This window comes from Bacillus sp. SIMBA_031, assembly GCF_046535225.1.
In the GTDB taxonomy this organism is placed as follows: Bacteria; Bacillota; Bacilli; order Bacillales; family Bacillaceae; genus Bacillus; species Bacillus velezensis.
Window position 1 is genome coordinate 92,374 of sequence record NZ_JAWRXC010000008.1, and the last position, 21,296, is coordinate 113,669.

A 21,296-nucleotide genomic window follows, 5' to 3' on the forward strand; every position below is an offset into this window, starting at 1 on the left:
GATCAACGGGAGAGAGACAAAAATGGAAAAACAAACCCTCAGCTATCCGATTGGAGAATATCAGCCGGCTGAATCGATTTCGGCCGGACAGAAACAAGAATGGATCAATGCGCTGGAACACGCTCCGGCCAAACTGAAACAAGCTGTCAGAGCGATGTCGGACAGTCAGCTTGATACGCCGTACCGCGAAGGGGGATGGACTGTCCGCCAAGTGGTTCACCATCTGGCGGACAGCCACATGAACGGCTATACCCGGTTTAAATTGAGCTTAACGGAGAATGAACCGGAAATCCGTCCTTATGATGAAAAAGGCTGGGCCGATCTTCATGATTCCAAAACCGCCGCTTGCGGGGATGCGCTTGAGCTGTTAACGATCCTGCACAGAAGATGGGCCGCTCTTTTGCGCTCCATGACGGAAGCCCAATTCAAACGGACATACTTCCATCCTGTATCTAAAGAGACGGTTACGCTGGAACAAGCGCTCGGGCTATATGTCTGGCACTCTGAACATCACATCGCCCATATTACTGAGCTTTCCCGGCGGATGGGCTGGCATCTGTCTTAGAGGATGCCGGCTTCCGGAAATACGCCAAAACCGCCGCAGACACAATCGTGCATAATGAAATGACGGCGGCTGCCGTATAAAGATGGTGGTAGCCGCTGGAAATGCCCGCTTCAATCGCATCAAAAACCGCTTTTTTGACGGCGGGAACGGGAATTCGGCTTACCTGCTCCTGCAACGAAGAAAGTCCGCCGCCGATATCGGGCATTTGCGCCTGATCAGCGGGAATGCCGCTTTTCGCTAAACGGTTTTTGATGTCATCTCCGATCCGGTCAAAGCCCGCTGTAATGAAGCCGGCATATAAAGCCGGAGCGAGCGTCAGCCCGACCTGCCTTACGAGTGACAGCGTGCCGAGCGCTGTGCCTTTGTTTTGGCCCGCCGTTTCTGATACAAGCACATTCAGCGGAGCCCCGAGCAGAAATCCGAAACCGATCCCGGCAATGACACTCGCTGTGACAAATTCCCATTTATCCGTCACCCATAACGGAAACAGGCTGAAGCCTGCAAATGCGATGGCGCCTGATACAACCGCGGAGAAGACCGGCCCTTTTTTATCCGTGATCGCCCCGCCGAGCCACGCTCCGATTCCTGACGCCAACGCGAGCGGCGTCATCCAATAACCCGCTTTCTCCGCCGATACGTGCAAATATTGCTCCGCATAAGAAGGAATAAAAATGACCGCAGCGAGCAGCCCTCCCGATAAAAATCCGATGACAAGCGTCCATTGAAACACTTTATTTTGCAGCAGCGAGTAGGCGAGAATCGGATCGCCCCCTCGGTTTTCAACCCGCTTTTCGACTTTAAGCAGCACCAGAAAGAGAAGTGCCGCTCCCAAAAGATACCCGTACACCTTTACGTTCATTATGCTTTCTGACAGCTTCGCCCCATCGAGATTCGTGATACCGATCATGCAAGATAAGATCGCAAGAGACAGCAGCATTGTGCCGGCGAGATCAAGCCGTTTCGCCTCAGGCTCTTTCGTTTCAGCGATAAACAAACCGCCGCACACAACCAAAGCGGCGGCAATCGGCAGATTAATCAAGAACAGCCAATGCCACGACCCGGTTACATCAAGCAAAAAGCTCCCGATATTCGGTCCGAGGACGGCCGCCATACCGTTCATCGCCCCTAAAAGCCCGAGAGCTTTCCCCTGTTTCTCCTTCGGAAGCACGGCCAGCACATGCGAACTCCCGATAATAAAAATTCCGCCGCCGCCAAGGGCCTGAATGAGCCGTGCCGCCAAAAACATCGGGAAGCTCTGACTGAGTGCGACAAGCAAAGAGCCGAGTCCGAACAGCCCGACTTCAATCATAAACAGCTTTTTCCGCCCGTATCGGTCCGACAGCTTGCCGACAATCGGCACACTGACACTGAGTCCCAATGTGTAAAGGGTCACTCCCCACGATCCCCATGAAGGAGAAACATCAAAAGATCTGTTAATCGTCGTCAGAGCAGCGGAAATAATTCCGTTGTCCAGCGCCGCCATGAACACACCGATCGTAAAGAGAGTGATGGCCCAGCTCTGGTTTTTTTCTGTTTGCAATGGCTCCGGCATACTGATCAATCCTTCCGTTTTTAATTCACTTCGAATATATTATTCACTTCAAGTGAATTAAATGTCAAATAAAAAAAGGCCGCCGATACCGGCAGGCCTTTTTCATCTCTATGCCTGTTTGGAAGAATCAAGCGCTCTTGCCAAAATGGCAAGCCCTTGATTGACCGTTTGTTTTTCTTCAGCGGTCAGCGTTCCCAATGAACGCTTCAATTTTACATGTCCTTTTTGATAAAGGCTGCGGAAAATATCTTTCGCGTTTTCCGTTAATTGAACGACGACTGAACGGCGGTCTTCTTCTGACGGAGCGCGTGTAATGAAACATGATTTTTCTAAACGGTCAAGCAGCCCCGTCGTATTTGAAAGAGAAGCGCCCATTTTCTCCGCTATGTCACTCACCTTAAGCGTCCCGTGGTTGTTCAGAAGCATCAGCACCTTCATTTGCGGCATGCTCATATCAAGCTTCATCCACTCAGACACATCGCCGAGCCCCGCCGATGTCATCACTTTCATGTAAAGCACCCAAATATCCCGTTCCTCAGGAGAAAAAATATCGCCGCCTAATACTGTTGTATCATGCAGATTATAATCCATCGTCTCACTTCCTCATTCATACTCCTGCATACCATATTACTGATTTTAATCAGAGAAAGAAAGTTGCAGACGAGTTTTGTTTGAATGTGAGGTGGTAGTGTATAATATGTTGGAGATTATTGGGGGAATTATAATAAATAAGCTATTTTATGATGATTGGAGAGAACATTGCTGACTAAAAAGAATGCCTTATCGATATTAAAAGTATTATTTCCTATTGCAGTTTTGCTTTTAGTCATTTATCAGTCCAAAAAGGAATTGACAGACCTTTCTTTTAAACGAACGCTGTACATTATTAACGGGATTGAGCGTTACGATTTATTTATTCTCGTTCTGCTCGGCCTTCTTGCCGTCAGCGCGATGTCCTTTTATGACTTTGTGCTGAAACGGACGCTTCGCCTCAACATTCCGAATTGGAAAGTATTCAGGGTCTCTTTTATCGCCAATTCCTTTAACAATGTCCTTGGATTCGGCGGTCTGGCGGGCGTCGGGCTGCGGACGATGCTTTACAAAGAACATACGAATGACGTAAAACGCCTCGTCGCAGGCATCGCCTGGCTTACGTCCTCAGCGCTGCTCGGGCTGTCCGTCTTCAGTATCCTGACCATCGCCCGGGTTCTGCCGGTTGGAGAGATTACAGGTGAGAAACCGTGGATGTGGGCTGTTATTGCCGGAGTGGCGCTTATTGTGCCGGCAGCCTTAATCGCCGCTGGAATCAACAATAAAAAAGCTGGCGCAGAAGACGGTGAAGCAAAACCGAGGCATCCGGTTTTTTCTTACATCGGGGCATCGTTTGCCGAGTGGTTTGCGGCGGCCGTCGTCATGTATTATTCCCTGTATGTCATGGGGATTCACGCGGATGTCCGCCATGTATTCGGGGTATTTGCCATTGCCGCTATCGGGGGAATCATCAGCCTTGTGCCGGGAGGATTCGGTTCGTTTGACCTTCTGTTTCTGCTCGGCATGCAGAATATGGGCTTTCCCCAGGAGGCGGTTGTGACATCCATCGTCATCTACCGGATTGTGTATTCATTTATTCCGTTTGTGTTCGGGCTGTTCTTTGCGGCCGGCGACTTAACGGAAAATACGCTTAAACGGCTGGAATCAAATCCGAAGATGGCGCCTGCCGTGGAAACGACGAACGTGCTTCTCGTATTCCAGCGCGCCATCTTAATCAGGGTGCTTTACGGTTCGCTGTCGCTTTTGGTTTTCGTGTCGGGAGTCGTTGTGCTTGCGTCCGTCGCCCTGCCGATCGACAGGGAGACGGTCATTCCGCACATTCCGCGCCCGGCGCTCCTTGCGTTTAACGCGTTATCGCTAAGCGCGGCTTTGATTCTATTAATTTTGCCGATTGAATTATACAAACGGACGAAACGTTCTTATTCAATGGCGGTTGCCGCGCTGGTCGGCGGTTTTGTGTTCAGTTTCTTAAAAGGAATGAACATCAGCGCGATCTTTATTCTGCCTGTCGTCATCGTATTGCTTGTGCTGTTAAAGCGGCAGTTTATCAGAGAGCAGGCATCGTATACGCTCGGCCAGATGATTTTTGCGGCCGCTCTGTTTATTATCGCCTTGTTTAACTACAATCTCATTGCCGGCTTTATTTGGGATAAAATGAATCGGCTGCTGCGCCACGATTATTTCGTCCATAACAATTCGCACATTACATATGCCACGATGACGGCCATTATTGTTGTGCCGCTGTTTTTCCTTTTGTTTACGGTCTTTTATCATAAAAGATTGAAGCCGATCGGAGAAGAGGCCGATCCTGATCGGCTGAAGTCCTTTTTGGCGGAAGAAGGCGGAAATGCGCTCAGCCATCTCGGCTTTCTCGGGGATAAGCGGTTTTATTTCTCAAGCGACGGCAAAGCGCTTTTATTGTTCAGCCAGATTTCCAGAAGGCTTGTCGTGCTCGGTGATCCGTCAGGACAGAGAGACTCTTTTCCGCTTGTGATTGAGGAATTTCTGAATGAAGCGCATAAGCAGGGGCTGAGTGTCATGTTTTATCAGATCGAACGTGAAGATCTGGCGCTGTACCATGACTTCGGCTATAACTTCTTCAAGCTTGGAGAAGAAGCGTTCGTGGATATGGAGGCCTTTACGCTCTCAGGTAAGAAAAAAGCGGGGCTGCGGGCGATTAACAACAAATTTGACCGCGAAGGCTACACATTTCATGTCGGGGAACCGCCGTTTTCCTCCGAGTTTATCGCCAAACTGAAAGACATTTCGGACGAATGGCTCGGACCGAAAAAAGAGAAAGGTTTTTCTCTCGGTTTCTTCGACCGGGATTATCTGGAACAGGCGCCGATTGCTTACGTGAAAGACGCGGAAGGGGAGATCATCGCTTTTGCCAACCTGATGCCGATGTATCAGGAAGGCGAGATATCCGTCGACTTGATGCGTTATCGGAAAAGTGCGCCGAACGGTATCATGGACGCGCTTTTCATCCGTCTGTTTCTCTGGGCGCAGGAAAAAGGCTATACCACCTTCAATATGGGCATGGCGCCTTTGTCAAACGTAGGAACGGCTTTTACATCTTTCTGGTCGGAAAGAATCGCGGCCGTCATCTTCAACAACGTCCGGTATATGTACAGCTTCAGCGGGCTGCGGGCCTTTAAAGAAAAATACAAACCGGAGTGGCGCGGGAAATACTTGGCGTACCGCAAAAACAGATCGCTGTCCGTCACGATGATCCTCGTCACCCGCCTGATCGGAAAAACCAAAAAAAGACGCCGTTAAAAGGCGTCTTTTTTTTTGAATAATTGACTAAAAATTCTAATTTCACTCTGTTATACTGAATAACATGATCATAAGGTGAAAGGAAGGCTGATGAATGAAACAGGCAACCGTGTTTAAATATGAAGCGTTTTCCGATATTCCGGATTTGGGAAATCCCGCGGGAATCGTCTTTAACGGAGATGATTATTCAGATGAAGAGATGCAGATGATCGCCGAAATGGCAGGGTACAATGAAACCTCATTTCTCTGCAAAAGCGGAGAAGCCGATCTGCGCATCCGCTATTTTACACCCGGCCACGAAATGAATTTATGCGGACATGCTACCGTCGCCTCTCTTTACGCATTAATTGAAAAGGGAAGGCTTCAGGCTGATCAGACATATCAAATTGAAACAAAAGCCGGCATTCTTCCCGCAAAAGCCGCTGAACGAAACGGCCGGGTATACATCACACTCAAACAGGCTCCCCCGCAATTTCTGCCGTTTACGGGAGACAAAGAAAAGCTTGCGGCCTCGCTCGGGATTACGGCTGAGGATTTTCACAGCGAGCTGCCGATTGTCTACGGATCAACGGGGATCTGGACACTGATTGTTCCGCTGAGATCACTTAAAGCATCACGGAATATGGTGCCGGACAACGCACAATTCCCCGCTATTTTGCGCGATCTTCCGAAAGCGAGCGTTCATCCGTTTTCTCTTGAAACCGTTCATCCGGAAAGTGATCTGCACGGACGCCATTTTTCTTCCCCTTTCTCCGGAACGACCGAAGATCCTGTCACGGGAACCGCTTCAGGCGTCATGGCAGCCTATATGCGGCAATACGGAGGCTCCGAAGCCGAATGCCTCACGATTGAACAAGGTCAGGAAATCGGGAAAGACGGAAAAGTGGAAATCAGGATTACAGAAGATAACGAAAAGATGAACATCAAGATGACGGGAACGGCCATGTATGCCGAAACAATCAATTTTCAGCTTCCGTAACGGTTTACAAAAGCCGGTCGTATCCGTTATATTATAAATGATAATCATTTTCATTTGGATAGGAAGGTGAATCGGCATGCCGAAAACCGAACAATTACAGCAAAACGAAAGTCTTGCACATACAATCAGAAACAGAAGATCCATCCGGTCGTTTAAACCGGAAACCGTACCTTCTGAAGTCATATTAGAGATGCTTGAAACGGCCGTTTACGCACCGAACCACAGACTGACGGAGCCATGGCGTTTTATCTACGCAGCAAGAGAAGCGGGAAAAGCAAAGCTTGCGGACAGCTACGTCTCATTTTTCAAAAAGATAAAAGATGATTTCAACGAGGAAAAAGAGCGGAACATGAGAAAAAACCTCAGCGCCGTTCCGGGATTTTTACTGGTTGTCTTAAAAGAAGATGAAAATGAATTTACGAGAAACGATGATTTCGCGGCGCTGAGCGGCATGATTCAAAACCTTCAGCTTCTCGCACATGAAAATGGCATCGGCATGGTCTGGAAAAGCGGCCGCATTATGTATGACAAACAGGTGCACCAAGACTTCGGACTTGCGGATAATGAGCGCTTTGCCGCTATCATTCAAATGGGCTATCCGGACGAACAGCCTAAGGCGAAAGAACGGACGCCGGCAAAAAGCCTGTTTACCGAACTGTAAAAAAAATCCCCGTCTCTATACAGAGGCGGGGATTTCGTATTAGCGGGTTTTGCTTTTAGCTCTGTTGTCAGCGGCTTTCATCCGCGCCTGCGCTTCACGGTCAGCGGAATCAGCAAGCTCGCTTGAATATTCCTCATACGTGCCGTCTGTTTCGCGTTTCAAAGCATCCGGAACTTGAGGAAGTTTTTGTTTGTTTTTATCACGGTTTTTGTGAGTATGATTTCTGCCCATATCAATCGCCCCCCTGAAAAAAGTGATATCAAACAAACATAGTATCTGTCCGGTCCCGATCTTTATTCAGTTTATTTCCGTTTGGCTGCTCTTTCCGCTTTTTTGAATTCACCGGAATAAAGGACTTCCTGCATTTTTTTCAGATTGGCTCCCTGTTGATGTTTTTCGCGCTTCTTTTTCATAAAAGAAGACCCTCCTTCAAAACAGAATACCAATAGGATTGGCTTTTATTTCCGTTTTTATGCAGATAAGAGATCCTTTAAAGCCAAATCAAGTTCTTCATATGTAAATTGAAAACCGGATGTCAGCGCCTGCTTAGGCAGAGCGCGCTGGCCTTTTACGATCAGCAGGCTCATTTCTCCCAAGGCCTTCTCCAGAAAAAGTTCCGGTACGGGAATCCAATGGGGACGGTGCAGGACGCTTGCGATCGTCTTTCCGAATTGCTTCATTTCTACGGGGTTCGGCGATGTCACATTCATGGGACCGGACAAGTCATCATGCTCCGCCGCATAAGCGATGAGTTCCGCGGCGTCATCGACATGAACCCATGACAGCCATTGCCGTCCAGAGCCGACGGTGCCGCCGGCTAACAGCTTATAAGGGAGAACCATGAGCGGCAGGGCGCCTTTTTCACCGAGCATCACCCCGAATCTGGCATATACCGTCCGGATGCCGAGCGCTTCAATTTTCTGGCCTTCACGTTCCCACATATGAGCCGTATGACTGAGAAAATCTTCATTTGACGTATCTGACTGTTCGGTGAACGTTTTTTCTGTGCTTGTGCCGTAAATGCCGACGGCGCTTGCCTGAATTAAAGCCCGGGGTTTTTTCGGCTGCTGCTTCATAATCCGTCTGACTTCTCTCGTCGCTTCTACCCGGCTTGAGATGATTTGTTCCTTCGTTGTGTCCGTCCAGCGGTCAAAGATGGATTTGCCGGCGAGGTTCACCCATACATCAATAGGGGGAAGCTCGCGCTCAGGCGCCGCGTTTTCGGCCAGCCATTGAACATATGTCACATTTTTTTGTTCGGTTTCTCTCTGTTTTCTTGATAAAATATAGACATGATGTCCCCGGCGGGTAAACACACCTGTCAGATGCCGGCCCAGAAAACCAGTGCCGCCTGTCATCGCGATATTCATATCCATCTCTCCTTACACGTTGATATATATACTGTACCTCATTTGCTAAAAAGAAAAACGCCTGAACATCGGGGCGGGGAAGGAGACCGGGATGCCGTTTATTACAAAAATATCGACCCAAAAGAAAAATACCGAGCGCTTCAACATCTTTCTTGATGAGAAATATGCATTCAGCGTCGACGCCGACGTGCTTGTGCGTTATGACCTGAAAAAAGGGAAAGAACTGGACGAGCTTGACATTCTTGAAATCCAGTACGGCGATGACGTGAAAAAAGCCTTTAACCGCGCCGTAGAATTTTTATCATACCGGATGCGCTCTGAAAAAGAAGTCCGGGATCATCTGAAGAAAAAAGAAACACCGGACATGGTCATTTCTGAAGTCATCCATAAACTGTACGATTACCGCTACTTAAATGACAAAGAATTTGCCGAAGCCTATGCGAGCACCCACAAAAAAACAAACGGCAAAGGCCCTGACGTCCTGTTCCGCGAGCTGAAAGCGAAAGGAATAGACGACGACACCATCAAGGAGACGCTCAGTGCGTTTACATTTGATGAGCAGATACAAGAAGCGCTGAAACATATCGGCAAAATCCTGAAAAAGGACAAAAAGCTGTCCACAAAAGAGATCAGACAGCGGGCGCAGATGCAGCTTCAGCGAAAAGGTTTCCCTTTCGACGTCATCAATGCCGCTCTGGAGCAAACGGAGTATGAAAATGATGATGAAGCCGAGATGGAAGCTCTGAAGGCTCATGCGGAAAAAGCGATCAGGAAATACCGCTACGACGGCAGCTATGAAAGCGGAATGAAGGTTAAACAGTACTTATTCAGAAAAGGATTCTCGATTGACGATATTGATCAATTCTTGCAGGAAGAGGAGTAAACTGAAATGGACAAACGATACAGTCAAATGACGCCTCATGAACTACAGACAGAAATTGCGGGACTGACGGAAAAAGCGCGAAAAGCGGAACAGATGGGCATTGTAAATGAACTGGCCGTGCTTGAACGGAAAATTACGATGGCCAAAGCTTACATGCTGAACCCGGAAGACTTTCGGCCCGGCGGGGTGTATCAGATAGAAGGTTCTGATGACACTTTCCGCATTGATTACATCAACGGCGTATTCGCCTGGGGACACAGATCTTCCCCGTCTGACGGGGAAGAAGCACTGCCGATTTCCGTTTTAAAAGAAAAAAAATAACAAAAGAGGCCGGTTCCGGCCTCTTTTTCTTTTCGGGCACATTCGTTTCAACCTTTCAGTAAAAAATGATTGAATTCATTTTTGATATCTTTTAAGATGGAATTCGTTGTTTTTTAAATAAAAAGGAGGCGATTTGCGTTGAATATCAAAATGAAACAGCCATCTGTGAAATTAATGATTTTTGTTTTAATGATCTGCACATTTTCCATCGGGTATACGGAATACGCTGTCATGGGTATTCTGACGTCGATTGCCGATGACTTTCATATACATGTATCTTCAGCGGGCATGCTTGTTACGGCGTACGCGGCAAGCGTCTGCCTGACGGGCCCGATCGTAACCATTATCGCGGTTAAGCTGCCGAGAAAGCCGGTGCTGCTAGGGCTGATGGGCATCTTCGTCCTTGCCAACCTGATGAGCGTCTTTGCGCCGAACTTCGCCGTGCTGGCGATTTCCAGAATTTTATCCGCATCCATCCACGGAGCTTTTTTTGCGATCGCCATGGTGTTTGCGAGTGAAATGGTGCCGCCAGAAAAACGTTCCGCCGCCGCGGCTTCCATGAACGGCGGATTAACCGTGGCGCTGATGCTCGGCGTCCCGTTCGGCTCTTATTTAGGGGATGCCCTTAACTGGCGGGCCGTCTTTTTCATTATTTCCGTTTTAGGCATGATCGGGCTGATCGGACTGATGCTGGTCGTACCGAACCGGAAACCGAAAGTGATTCCGATGCTGATGAATGAATGGAGTGTCTTTAAGCATAAACAAGTGATTTTTTCCTTTGCGATCACCATTCTCGGCTACTCAGGCGTATTTATCGCTTACACGTTTATTGAGCCGATATTAAGAGATTCAGCGGGGTTCGGCACAGTCGGCATTACAGGCGCATTATTTGCCTACGGTCTCGGCGGAGTGGCGGGGAATTTCTGCGCGGGGAAAGTGCCGCTCAAACTGCTGACACGCACGATGATCGGTGTGATGATCGGCTTGATCGGCGTCTTGGCGATTTTTCCTTATATCGCCGTTTTTCCAGCCGCCGCGGTTTCAGCGACATTTTTATTCGGCGCATGTGCGTTCGGCACGCCGCCGCTTTTGCAGACCAAGGTTATTTCTTCCTCTGAAAACGGCACGACAATCGCCGCTGCGGTGAGCGTTTCCGCCTTTAACCTGGCAAACGCGCTCGGCGCCTGGATCGGCGGATTGATTCTCGGGGGAACGGGATCTTACTCATGGCTGTTTGCCGGCGGTGCGCTGATGACGGCTCTCGGCCTTGTGCTTTCCACGTTCGCTCATCTGTCTGAGAAGAAAGATGTTTATGAATACCAAGTGCATAAAGGATAACAAAAAGCTTGCAGGGGATATTCCGCCTGCAAGCTTTTTTCAGTGTTTCAATGTAATGCTGATCACCGTATGTTTATCACTCTCAGCTAAGGAAATATTCTGGGTTTCCGGTACTCCGTCTTTTTCAAAAACGACGGCATAGGTTCCTTTCGCGCCGCTTTTCCATGCAATCTCGCCGTGGTGATCAGTCTTGCCTATTATCTCTCCGCGGTCTATATTCGGCTGATGATCTGACTCCGCCGCTTTCATCACGGTGACCGTCACACCGGCCGCCGGTGAACCGTCTGCATCCTCAACATGGAGCGTAACGGGCAATGCTTTTTTGGCGGCGGAATCATCCGCTTTGCCGCATCCGCATAAAACGGCCGCCGCGAGAAAGAAAACAAAAGCTTTATTGATTTGACCAATATTGAATGTTGTCGAATACACTGTTTGTCACCCTTGTTCCCAGATTGTAAGACGACCCGCCGTTTGTATGAATGGCAATGGCGGTCTGGCCGGTGTCGCTGTAATTGCGGTAAACGGGCGATCCGCTCTGGCAGCCGAACGTATCTGTCGTGTAGGTGAGTTTATATGTCTCGGCAGAACGTATCGGCTTACTGTCCGACCACATGGAACCGGACACTTTGTCGCACGGATACCCTGTCACGGTTGAGGAAAGCCCGGCCGGACTGGAACTGTTGGTCGTCCGGTAGCCGTACCAGCCGACAGTATTCCCGGGCGACCCGTTTACTTTGATTGCGCCGTAGTCGTAGTTTGTGTCACCGTTTTCTGTCCACCCTTTGACACTGTAGAATGTCTTGCCTGAATAAGAGCCGTACGGGTATGATGACCCGTTGCGGCCGGGAGCTGCCGTAATTTTCGATGCCCAGCCGTTTTTCTGATCATACACGCAATGTCCCGCCGTAACGATCGTATCGGCATTGACAAAAAAACCGGTGCATCCGTAGGTGCTTGTGCTGCCGCTGTATGTAACGGTCAGCTGTGCTGTCGCGCGATATGGAAATGATGTTGTAGGAGAAATTCTGATTCGTTCGTCTGTCCCAATAATACTGGAAGGCTTTAATGACTTGATGTCAGCTTTGCTGTTTTGTGCAAGCTGTCTTTTGGTGAGGCCCGTTCCTTCATAAGCGGGGGATGTCTGTGTTGTTTGTACAGGCTGACTCAGATTGGCGTCAAACTCCTCACCGCTGTTTGATACAGATGTCTGCGGGCTGCCCGCTGCTTCAGCTGAAACAGCAAATAATGAAACTGACAGTAAGAATGCGGTAAGGCTCAGCAATCGTTTTGAAACTGTCTTCATTTTATAAAACCCCTCCTTTTTTGTCTACCGGCTTTCGGTTGAACATTTAACATATTATGGAATTTACTTAGCGTTATGACCGCAAAAGGATGTTTTTTTTCGCAAAAAAAAAGACCGGGTCATTCCCGGTCTCTTACGGTGTGTGTTATCGTCTGCCTGAAGCTCTCATGCGCTCTTGCGGGTGAGAATTAATTGAACCGTCCGCCCGTTTAGAAGCGTAGTCATCCTTTGCCCGCGGTTCGCCTTCAAACTTATTATTGTTCTGATTAGGAAATCCTTTTGCCTTGTTCCGGACCATTTGTTTTCCCCCTCGGCCAATATCAAAAGGTTGCGCCTTCTGGACTGAAGACGTAAAGTTAGTATATGCCTGTGACAAGCTGCGTAAAAGCAGCAGGTTTTCCCAAGGAAAGGAGACAGAGACATGAATACATATATCGACAAACTGACGAATTTGCTGCTTGAGAAAAATGACATGCTCAGCTATTTGCAAGCGCGAACTTGGGTTGAGCTTTTATGGGGAGATTTCGAAGCGACTTACGCAAAAGCCGGCCGCCCGTATCAAGGAGAGCAAATGACAGAACGCGTCGTCAAGGAATGGATCGAATCATACGGCAGCAAGCTCCATATGTTCCAGAGCGTTCGGGAAGACGTTTCTCATTATTTGGATCAAAGCAGGGGTCTCCTGCATTAACATAGCAGTGCACCCGCCGGATACCGTCCGGCGGTTTTTTCTTTTGATAAAAGAAATGGGAAAATCATGTTTGACCACCCGCGGAATGTGGAAATGTGTAATAACTTATAAAATAGCGGGGAGGAACCACAATGAACATGAAAAAGGGGTTAATCGCATTTATTCCGGCCGCAGGACTTTGCTTATTTTTAGCCGCAGGCACCGTTTTTTTTGATCCGGCAGCGAATGCCGCAGCAGTTCACCAGACAAAAATAGACACCGCAGCAGATACATATATCGTGAAAGCAGGAGAACTTAACGTCCGCAAAGAACCAAATAAACAAGGGTCGATTATCGGCACGCTTCGTTCAGAGGATTCCATAAAGGTTAAACGGCTTCAAGGAGCAGATTGGGCTGAGATTGACTACAAAGGTCACAAAGCCTATATTTCCACGCATTTTCTGATGAAGCAGCCGGTGAAGGCGGTGACGGCGAAACAAACTGCTTTTTATACGCCGACTTTGGAAACCGGCAAAAAAGGGTCCGTTAAAGCGGGTGAAACCGTCAATGTGCTCGGCTGGGGGTTCAGCCATGACGGAGGGTTTGACCGTAAATGGGCGTACGTCACATACGGCGGGAAAGCAGGTTATGTGAAAACGGCCGACTTAACTCAAAAATAAAGGTTCAGGCAGGCGAATAAGCCTGCTTTTTTTCTGAAACCTTCCGCCTTTCCTTTCGTAAAAGATGAAAAGGAGAGTGAGGGATATGATAATGGTAATCGGCGGCCTTCTGATGGCTGCGGCCGGCATTTCAGTCACATTTTTTCCGCCGAAGTCGATCAACAGCCTGTACGGATATCGGACGAAGCGCTCTATGACGGATGAGTCGCAGTGGAGAGAAGGCAATCGATTCAGTGCGCTCCTCATGATTTTGTTCGGCCTTATTTCGGCGGCAGCTGGATTTGCGGGCAGCCTGCTTATCCGGCTGACTCAGCCGTTCGCCCTGATCGTTCAGGCCGTATTGTTGATTGCGATCAGCGTACTGATCATCGTCTTAACAGAAAGAAGATTGAAACAAACGGGGAGGAGAATCGATGAATGACATTACGTTTCACATGATCGAAACAAACGGAGTGACGCTGCACACGGCTTCAGCCGGTCCGAAAGACGGTCCTTTGGCGGTGCTGCTGCACGGGTTTCCGGAATTCTGGTACGGCTGGAAGAGCCAGATCAAACCGCTGGCGGATGCCGGATACCATGTTGTCGTGCCTGATCAGCGCGGCTATAATCTCAGTGACAAACCGGAGGGCCTTGAAAACTATACCATTGATACGCTCAGAGACGACATTATCGGGCTGATCACTCATTTTACAGATGACAAAGCCGTCGTCATCGGCCACGATTGGGGAGGAGCCGTGGCCTGGCATTTGGCATCCACGCGGCCGCAATACGTTGAAAAATTGATTACGGTCAATATCCCGCACCCGGCGGTTATGCGGAAGGTCACACCGTTCTACCCGCCGCAGTGGAAGAAAAGCTCTTATATCGCGTTCTTTCAGCTTCCGGAAAAGCCGGAACGGAGATTGTCTGAAGACGATTACCGCGTATTGGATCACGCGATCGGCTTATCCGAACGCCCGGCGCTTTTTTCACGGGAAGATATCGACAGCTACAAACAGGCATGGGGCAGAAAAGGAGCGCTCACGGCGATGCTGAACTGGTACCGGGCGATCAGAGCCGGCGGTTTAGGCCCTGCCGTTCCGCTTAAAATGCCCGTTCCGTACCGATTAATATGGGGCGTCAATGACCGCGCGCTGAGCAAAAAGCTCGCCAAGGAAACAAAACGGATGATTCCAAACGGCGACTTAATCTTTATAGACGATGCCTCACATTGGGTCATTCACGAAAAACCGCGCATCGTCAGCCATTTGATTCATGAATACCTTCAGCAATAAAGTCTGTCCCGCGTACAGACTTTTTCTTTTTTTTTTCTCATATCTGCCGAAAAACATGACAAAATATAAACCATATGCAGAAAAAATTTTCTGCCCGTGTAACAAAAAAAGGGTTTAAACGTCATTAAAAAAAGGAAAAGCCTTACTGAAGTTTTGCGGACAATTCCTTTAAGGCCGTCCTAAAAAAAGAATAATACAAAGAAGGTGCCTTCATGAAACAAAGGTTAATCTCAATTATTATTCCGTCTTACAATGAAGGGAACAATGTCAAGCTCATCCATGAATCTTTAAAAAAAGAATTTCAGACGATTCATTATGACTATGAAATTTTCTACATCAATGACGGAAGCGCGGATGACACCCTTCAGCAGATTAAAGAACTGGCCGCCAGAAACCATCGCGTCAAATACATATCTTTTTCCCGCAACTTCGGGAAAGAAGCGGCCATTTTGGCAGGATTTGAACACGTGCAGGGCGAAGCGGTAATCGTGATGGACGCCGATCTGCAGCATCCGACCCATCTGCTGAAAGACTTCATTCAAGGCTATGAAGAAGGGTATGACCAAGTCATCGCGCAGCGCAACCGAAAAGGGGACAGCCCCGTGCGTTCCGTGCTTTCTTCCCTGTATTATAAATTTATCAACAAAGCCGTCGAAGTGGACCTGCGTGACGGGGTCGGAGATTTCCGCCTGCTGAGCCGGCAGGCCGTTGATGCCCTTTTGAAGCTGAGTGAAGGGAACCGTTTCTCGAAAGGGCTGTTCTGCTGGATCGGGTTTGACCAGAAAATCGTATTTTATGAAAATGTCGAAAGGAAGAACGGCACGTCCAAATGGTCATTCAGCAATCTGTTCAACTACGGAATGGACGGTGTCGTCTCCTTCAACAACAAGCCCCTGAGGGTATGCTTTTTCACCGGTATTCTGATATTGCTTCTGTCGATGGTTTATATTGTAACGACCTTTGTTCAGATTCTGACACACGGCGTGTCCGTACCCGGATACTTCACCATTATTTCCGCCGTGCTGTTTTTAGGGGGCATCCAGCTTTTGAGTCTCGGCATCATCGGAGAATACATCGGCCGGATTTACTATGAAACAAAAAAACGCCCGCACTATTTAATTAAAGAAGCTAATATAACATACGGAGAACAAAATGAAACGAATTATACAAAAAAGCGCAAGTGGAACCATTAAACAGCCGCCGCTGTGCGCAGGGTATGGGGACGTTGTATGAAAAAAAATAAATGGATCTTGCCGGCAGCCTGTGTGTTGGCTGCGGCAGCCGCTCATATTTTTTTCTTAAAAGAGTGGTCGGCAGGCCGCTATATGACGGGGTCTGGAGACGGGATCGCCCAAATGGCGGTCTTCAAAAAGCTGCTGTTTGATCAATATATGAACGGCAGGCTGTTTTACAGCTATTCGTTCGGACTGGGCGGGGGAGTGTACAGTCAGCTCGGCTATTATTTCTCTACTTCTTTTCTATTCCTGTTTATTTCCGCCGCTGTCCGCTTTTTGCAGCTTATTCAGCTGACGGGTGAGGCTGATGCGCTGTTTTGGGCGCAGGCCTCCGTTTTTATCAGCATTGCCAAGCAGAGTTTTATCATATTCACGGCGGCGTGTGTGTTCCGTTATTTCGTCAAACGGACGGTGCCTGCTTTTGCCGGCGCCGTGTTGTACGGGGTCTCGATTATCTACTTCCGGCATGAGGTATATTGGGACTTTTTCACTGACAGTATGGTGTGGCTGCCGTTGCTTGTGTTGGGCGCGGAAAAAATCATCCGGGAAAAAAAGCCGGCGTGGTTTATCTTTGCCTGTGCGCTGACATTGATCAACAACTTTTATTTTGCGTATATTAATCTGATTTTCATCGGCATTTATCTCTTATTCAGGTGGGTGATCCCCCTTGAAGGCAATGAGGCGAAAAGGCTCACTCAATGCAGGATATTTATTCTGTCGGGTCTTCTCGGGTTCGGCATAAGCGCAGTTTCCTTTATTCCTGTCGTATACGGATACCTTCATAATCTGCGGCCGCCGTATTCAGAGCATATTGCATGGCTTGATTTTTCCGACAACATTTTATTTTCTAGCCGGATTATCATCCTGCCGGCGGCTTTTTTGCTCTTTCTATTTACATTTTCTTTATACCAAAACCGCTTGTTCCGGCTGTTTGCGGGAATCAGTCTGCTGTATATTCTGTTTCACTTCAGTCCGCTCGCGGCAAGTGCCTTTAACGGTTTTTCAGCTCCGCAGAACAGGTTTGAATACGTCCTGTGCTTCACGATTGCCGGAACGGTTTCAGCCGGGCTTTCTAAGCTTTCAGACATCAGCATGAAGAGTATGCTGATGTCCGCCGTACTCGTCGTTCTGCTCTATTGGAGCCAGGTGAGGCGGTACAGTCTGGATATTTCTGATCACGCCAACCTGCCCATCATCCTTCTTCTGGTGCTGAGCATAGCCGCTTTCTTTGCAGCAAAGACAAGACTGAAAGGCGCGGTGCCCGCCGTCTATGCCGTCATTTTGCTTACGGCTGTGCTTACGGCTAATACATATGAAAAATTTGCTTTATCAGAAGGCGGGAAGATTTATACGGTATCGCATACATTTATGACGGGTGCTGACTATAAAGGCAAAGAGCAATCAGAACTCATTCAGCGTCTGAAAGAAAAAGACCCTGATCCGTTTGCCCGTTTAGATTGGATGAACGGTGTTTTCAATAACACCCCGATCATATACGGGTTCAACGGATTCAGCGTATACTCAAGCATACTGAACCGCAATCTGCTGTCCTTTTACTGGAAGGACCTCCGGATTGACATGGGCAGAGAAAGCGTCAGCCGCTATGCGACATTAGGAAACAGGGCTAATTTATACAGCCTGCTTTACGGAAAATATTATATGACGGAAAAAACAAACGAGGCCGGCGTGCCGTACGGGTTCAAAAAAATCATGGAATCATCCCATTATGCGGTTTATCAAAATCAATATGTGCTTCCGTTCGTACGGACAGCCGATCGCGTATATAACGAGGGCGGCCTGAAAAAAGCGCCCGCCCTTGCCAGGGAACGGGCAATGCTTGACGGGATCGTCATGGAATCAAGCACAACCAACACGAAAAAAGCGCCTGAGGCGAAAAATATGGTCCGCCATGCAGAGGTAGCGGCCGAACATGGCGATTATCATAACGGCATCCTGACGGTAAACGAAGACGGCGGCGGCCTGGTCATTACGCCGCAAGCCGCTAAGATGGACGGCGGCGATTATTACGTCAGCTTTTATTTGAAGAATAAAGCGAAGGACCAGGGCTTTACATTAAAAGTGAACGATTACACGACAACGAGAAAATCGAATCAATCCATTTACAAAACAGGTGTCAACGATCTTACTGTCAGAGTGCCGAAAACAAAAAACATCCAAATCCGTCTGCCGAAAGGATCGTATCAGCTTGACAGACTGGCGCTTTACGAAGAACGGTACGATACGCTGAAAAACGCATACCGAAAAGCGGAAAAAGAACCGCCGGCCGATCTCAGCTGGCGCGGAAATACGCTTCATATCTCGTATGAAAACAAAACCCGCGCGCCGTATATCATGCTTCCGATTCCATATGAAAAAGGCTGGGAGCTGAAGATAAACGGCGGACAGGAGCAGATTGAAAAAGCGGATTATTCCTTCATCGGATTTAAAGCGCAAAAAGGAAAAAACGATATTCGATTAACGTATTACCCGCCGTTTTTTAAACCCGCGGCCGCTCTATCGGTGATCAGCCTCGTGTTTGCGGCTATATATGTGAGAAGACAAAAAAAGCCCGGCTCTTAAACAGAGCCGAGCTTTAATTTTTTCTGCAACTTTTCCTCGCTGAAAATCCAGCCCGTGTAAGAAGAGAGAAGCTCTAAATCATGACTGAGGTGGACGATGGCGACAAAAGGATAGTGGCCTTTGCTCCGGTAGCGCAAATCAATAAAGCGCACCTCATAATGATCTTTAAAGGTATCGACCTCCCACCTGTAAACGGGGGAAAACGAAAGAAAGGCTGCAATATTTTCGTCCTGTTTCGCGGCCTTCATCACATCGGTTTCCGGAACGGGCACGCGGTTGAATGTATCCAATATCACGACATGGCCGTCAAGGCTTCTGCCGACATAAAAGGCATGCGCCGTCGTTACGGCGATACGCCACTGCCTGAATTTCATCGTCGGCGAAATAATGATGGTTTCAATCTCCTCTTCAATCATTTCGCGCAGCCTTCGCTTTATCCGCAGCTGCATTAAAAACCGGACGGCGTAATATCCTGCGAGGATGATATAAAGCATCAGAAATGTCACGCCCGGATGACCTCCGATATACCACACGGCAATCGCGGCCAAATGGCTGACGAAAATAAACGGATCAAAGGTATTGATTAAACCGAGAGCGATCCATTTTCTCGAAAACGGGCGGATGGCCTGTGTGCCGTACGCGTTAAAAATGTCAACAAACACATGCAACACGACAGCGAGAAGCGTCCACAGCCACAGGTGTAAAAAGTTCGCTTCCGGATAAAACATAAACAAAATACCCGGAATCAGAACGGACCAAAATAAAACGGCGGGAATGGAGTGCGTAAACCCTCTATGATTTCGAATATAAACGGCATTATTTTTCAGCTTCAATATGGTATCAATATCAGGTGCCTGAGAGCCGGCAAGAGCGGCGATCATAACTGCCTGAGACATGGGGGTGTGCATGCCGACGGCAGGATCAAGAGTTGCGATTCCGCCAAGCGCGATACCCATGACAACGTGAGTGCCAGTATCCATTGTTGACCTCCTAGCAGGCGTTAACAATCAGTCGCCCGCATATTTCGCATTATAAGATATTCCCCATTTTCTGTTTGCCCAATCATGGCGTTTATCCGCCGTTCTCATATGTTTCCGCTTTTTCTTTATCACTATTTAATGTAACATATTATCGTAACGTGCCCTAAGTTTACACCAAAATACGGTGTCAAGAAAAGCGGAACCCGAAACATCTGAGGAGAAGATATGAACGCACTTGAAGAAAAAATAAAACAAAAAGATATAGACAAATTTCGCGAGGACTTAATTACATGGTTCGAAAGAGAACAGAGAATTCTGCCGTGGAGAGAAAATCAGGACCCGTATCGGGTGTGGGTGTCAGAGGTGATGCTGCAGCAGACGCGCGTAGATACCGTCATTCCTTATTTCCGGCGGTTTGTTGAGCAATTTCCGACCGTTTCAGCGCTCGCTGAAGCCGATGAGGAAAAAGTGCTCAAAGCCTGGGAAGGGCTGGGTTATTACTCCCGTGTAAGAAATCTGCAAAGTGCCGTAAAAGAAGTGCATGAGCGATACGGGGGAGTCGTCCCTGCCGAGGAAAAGGAATTTGGCGGACTGAAAGGCGTCGGCCCTTATACAAAAGGCGCCGTGCTCAGCATCGCATACAACAAACCGATTCCCGCCGTAGACGGCAATGTGATGCGTGTCATGTCGAGAATTCTTTCCATATGGGACGATATCGCAAAACCTAAAACCAGAACCATTTTCGAACAGATGGTATCCGCTTTCATTTCTCATGAAAAACCATCTGAATTCAATCAGGGTTTAATGGAGCTCGGCGCGATCATCTGCACCCCGAAATCGCCGTCCTGCCTGCTTTGCCCCGTACAAAAGCACTGCTCGGCATTTGCGGAAGGGACAGAGCGGGAGCTGCCCGTTAAAAGCAAAAAGAAAAAGCCCGGGATAAAAACAATGGCAGCCGTTGTGCTGACAGACGATCAAGGCGATGTCTATATTCATAAACGGCCCCCAAAAGGCTTGCTCGCCAACTTGTGGGAGTTTCCGAATACCGAAACCCAGAAAGGAATCAAAACCGAAAGAGAGCAGCTTGAAGCCTATTTAGAAAAAGAGATGGGAACAACCGCTGAAATCGGGGAGCTGGAAGGCATCGTAGAACATGTTTTCACTCATCTCGTCTGGAATATTTCGGTCTTTTTCGGTAAAGTAAAACAAGTGTCGGATACAACGGAATTCATACGGGTCACAAAAGAGGAGCTCGAGGAATACGCATTTCCCGTTTCCCATCAAAAGATATGGAAAATGGCTGAAGAAAGCGGCCGCCTGTAAAAAGCGTCAGTCATAACTGACGCGAGTGCCGTGGCCGTAATCCGCTTCATTCCGTTTCAGTCCGCCGCGGGCTTCGATTTCCTGAATCAGTTCCCGGTATTTGGACTGGCCTTCTTCGTTTAAATACGGCATAATTTGCTGGAAGGCATGATGGAAATAGGCGAGCTCTGAATCTCTCCAATCTTTTTTGGGCATCATGGCCAATTCGCCCATATCACGTCCGACATACATATAAAAGACCCCTTTCAACAC

At 48.3% G+C, this 21,296-nt stretch carries 24 protein-coding genes; 14 read left to right on the forward strand and 10 right to left on the reverse strand.

What is annotated here, in order from left to right; genetic code table 11:
* Positions 1-22 precede the first annotated feature (22 nt).
* Positions 23-565 (forward strand): bacillithiol transferase BstA, encoded by a 543-nt coding sequence (gene bstA / locus SB724_RS17115; protein WP_007610139.1) that lies wholly within the window; start codon positions 23-25, stop codon positions 563-565.
* Here the strand turns inward: bstA and SB724_RS17120 are convergent.
* Complete coding sequence (locus tag SB724_RS17120; RefSeq protein ID WP_265973538.1) at positions 525-2,117, reverse strand: MFS transporter; 1,593 nt, start codon at positions 2,115-2,117, stop codon at positions 525-527. The genes bstA and SB724_RS17120 overlap by 41 nt on opposite strands.
* A 108-nt stretch (positions 2,118-2,225) precedes the next feature.
* Positions 2,226-2,708: a MarR family transcriptional regulator gene (locus tag SB724_RS17125; RefSeq protein WP_410565134.1), complete on the reverse strand. Its 483-nt coding sequence runs from the start codon at positions 2,706-2,708 to the stop codon at positions 2,226-2,228.
* Between the two features lie 168 nt (positions 2,709-2,876).
* Here SB724_RS17125 and mprF point away from each other — a divergent pair, with 168 nt between their 5' ends.
* The 3 genes from mprF to SB724_RS17140 all read left to right on the forward strand — a co-directional run bounded on the left by mprF (position 2,877) and on the right by SB724_RS17140 (position 7,087).
* Complete coding sequence (gene mprF / locus SB724_RS17130; RefSeq protein ID WP_265973539.1) at positions 2,877-5,447, forward strand: bifunctional lysylphosphatidylglycerol flippase/synthetase MprF; 2,571 nt, start codon at positions 2,877-2,879, stop codon at positions 5,445-5,447.
* Between the two features lie 94 nt (positions 5,448-5,541).
* On the forward strand, positions 5,542-6,426 hold the full coding sequence (locus SB724_RS17135) for a PhzF family phenazine biosynthesis isomerase (protein ID WP_410572077.1): 885 nt from the start codon (positions 5,542-5,544) through the stop codon (positions 6,424-6,426).
* A 76-nt stretch (positions 6,427-6,502) separates the two neighbouring features.
* Complete coding sequence (locus tag SB724_RS17140; RefSeq protein WP_410572079.1) at positions 6,503-7,087, forward strand: nitroreductase family protein; 585 nt, start codon at positions 6,503-6,505, stop codon at positions 7,085-7,087.
* 39 nt (positions 7,088-7,126) lie between these two features.
* Here the strand turns inward: SB724_RS17140 and SB724_RS17145 are convergent, their stop codons facing one another.
* From SB724_RS17145 to SB724_RS17155, 3 genes are all read right to left on the reverse strand, one after another.
* The gene (locus SB724_RS17145) at positions 7,127-7,318 is read right to left on the reverse strand and encodes a YfhD family protein (RefSeq protein WP_003155508.1); all 192 of its coding nucleotides are present in this window, start codon (positions 7,316-7,318) and stop codon (positions 7,127-7,129) included.
* 71 nt (positions 7,319-7,389) lie between these two features.
* Positions 7,390-7,500: a YfhE family protein gene (locus SB724_RS17150; protein WP_410572081.1), complete on the reverse strand. Its 111-nt coding sequence runs from the start codon at positions 7,498-7,500 to the stop codon at positions 7,390-7,392.
* A 57-nt stretch (positions 7,501-7,557) separates the two neighbouring features.
* A complete protein-coding gene (locus SB724_RS17155; RefSeq protein WP_410572083.1) occupies positions 7,558-8,457 on the reverse strand; it encodes a TIGR01777 family oxidoreductase in 900 nt (299 codons plus the stop codon).
* A gap of 91 nt (positions 8,458-8,548) precedes the next feature.
* Here SB724_RS17155 and recX point away from each other — a divergent pair, with 91 nt between their 5' ends.
* From recX to SB724_RS17170, 3 genes are all read left to right on the forward strand, one after another.
* Positions 8,549-9,340 carry a recombination regulator RecX gene (gene recX, locus SB724_RS17160; RefSeq protein WP_029325989.1) on the forward strand — a complete coding sequence of 264 codons (792 nt, stop codon included), beginning with the start codon at positions 8,549-8,551 and terminating at the stop codon, positions 9,338-9,340.
* Positions 9,341-9,346: 6 nt separating this feature from the next.
* Positions 9,347-9,661: a YfhH family protein gene (locus tag SB724_RS17165; RefSeq protein WP_007408553.1), complete on the forward strand. Its 315-nt coding sequence runs from the start codon at positions 9,347-9,349 to the stop codon at positions 9,659-9,661.
* Positions 9,662-9,805: 144 nt separating this feature from the next.
* Entirely contained in the window at positions 9,806-10,999 is a 1,194-nt protein-coding gene (locus SB724_RS17170) for an MFS transporter (protein ID WP_410572103.1), read from the forward strand.
* A 39-nt stretch (positions 11,000-11,038) separates the two neighbouring features.
* Here the strand turns inward: SB724_RS17170 and SB724_RS17175 are convergent, their stop codons facing one another.
* The 3 genes from SB724_RS17175 to SB724_RS17185 all read right to left on the reverse strand — a co-directional run bounded on the left by SB724_RS17175 (position 11,039) and on the right by SB724_RS17185 (position 12,600).
* Complete coding sequence (locus tag SB724_RS17175) at positions 11,039-11,428, reverse strand: DUF2606 family protein (protein WP_265973542.1); 390 nt, start codon at positions 11,426-11,428, stop codon at positions 11,039-11,041.
* A complete protein-coding gene (locus SB724_RS17180) occupies positions 11,391-12,302 on the reverse strand; it encodes a trypsin-like serine peptidase (RefSeq protein WP_410572086.1) in 912 nt (303 codons plus the stop codon). Before SB724_RS17180 ends, SB724_RS17175 begins: the two co-directional genes overlap by 38 nt.
* Before the next feature lie 145 nt (positions 12,303-12,447).
* Positions 12,448-12,600 carry a small, acid-soluble spore protein K gene (locus tag SB724_RS17185; RefSeq protein ID WP_003155495.1) on the reverse strand — a complete coding sequence of 51 codons (153 nt, stop codon included), beginning with the start codon at positions 12,598-12,600 and terminating at the stop codon, positions 12,448-12,450.
* Positions 12,601-12,723: 123 nt separating this feature from the next.
* On the opposite strand from SB724_RS17185, the gene SB724_RS17190 reads away from it, so the two are divergent.
* The 6 genes from SB724_RS17190 (at position 12,724) to SB724_RS17215 (ending at position 18,741) form a co-directional block, all read left to right on the forward strand.
* Complete coding sequence (locus tag SB724_RS17190) at positions 12,724-12,993, forward strand: YfhJ family protein (RefSeq protein WP_003155492.1); 270 nt, start codon at positions 12,724-12,726, stop codon at positions 12,991-12,993.
* Positions 12,994-13,124: 131 nt separating this feature from the next.
* Complete coding sequence (locus SB724_RS17195; protein WP_410572088.1) at positions 13,125-13,652, forward strand: SH3 domain-containing protein; 528 nt, start codon at positions 13,125-13,127, stop codon at positions 13,650-13,652.
* Positions 13,653-13,737: 85 nt separating this feature from the next.
* A complete protein-coding gene (locus SB724_RS17200; protein ID WP_410572090.1) occupies positions 13,738-14,073 on the forward strand; it encodes an SdpI family protein in 336 nt (111 codons plus the stop codon).
* Positions 14,066-14,926, forward strand: coding sequence for an alpha/beta fold hydrolase (locus SB724_RS17205; protein ID WP_410572092.1), 861 nt, complete (start codon positions 14,066-14,068; stop codon positions 14,924-14,926). The genes SB724_RS17200 and SB724_RS17205 overlap by 8 nt, the downstream gene beginning before the upstream one ends.
* A gap of 212 nt (positions 14,927-15,138) precedes the next feature.
* Positions 15,139-16,119 carry a glycosyltransferase family 2 protein gene (locus SB724_RS17210; protein WP_032872409.1) on the forward strand — a complete coding sequence of 327 codons (981 nt, stop codon included), beginning with the start codon at positions 15,139-15,141 and terminating at the stop codon, positions 16,117-16,119.
* A 36-nt stretch (positions 16,120-16,155) separates the two neighbouring features.
* Positions 16,156-18,741 carry a YfhO family protein gene (locus SB724_RS17215; protein ID WP_410572093.1) on the forward strand — a complete coding sequence of 862 codons (2,586 nt, stop codon included), beginning with the start codon at positions 16,156-16,158 and terminating at the stop codon, positions 18,739-18,741.
* Here SB724_RS17215 and SB724_RS17220 read toward each other — a convergent pair.
* Positions 18,738-19,721 carry a metal-dependent hydrolase gene (locus SB724_RS17220; protein ID WP_003155481.1) on the reverse strand — a complete coding sequence of 328 codons (984 nt, stop codon included), beginning with the start codon at positions 19,719-19,721 and terminating at the stop codon, positions 18,738-18,740. The two genes, SB724_RS17215 and SB724_RS17220, sit on opposite strands and share 4 nt — an antisense overlap.
* A gap of 225 nt (positions 19,722-19,946) precedes the next feature.
* Here SB724_RS17220 and mutY point away from each other — a divergent pair, with 225 nt between their 5' ends.
* Positions 19,947-21,044 (forward strand): A/G-specific adenine glycosylase, encoded by a 1,098-nt coding sequence (gene mutY, locus SB724_RS17225; RefSeq protein ID WP_410572095.1) that lies wholly within the window; start codon positions 19,947-19,949, stop codon positions 21,042-21,044.
* Between the two features lie 6 nt (positions 21,045-21,050).
* Here mutY and SB724_RS17230 read toward each other — a convergent pair whose 3' ends face one another.
* Complete coding sequence (locus SB724_RS17230; protein ID WP_007408563.1) at positions 21,051-21,275, reverse strand: hypothetical protein; 225 nt, start codon at positions 21,273-21,275, stop codon at positions 21,051-21,053.
* Positions 21,276-21,296: the final 21 nt, after the last annotated feature.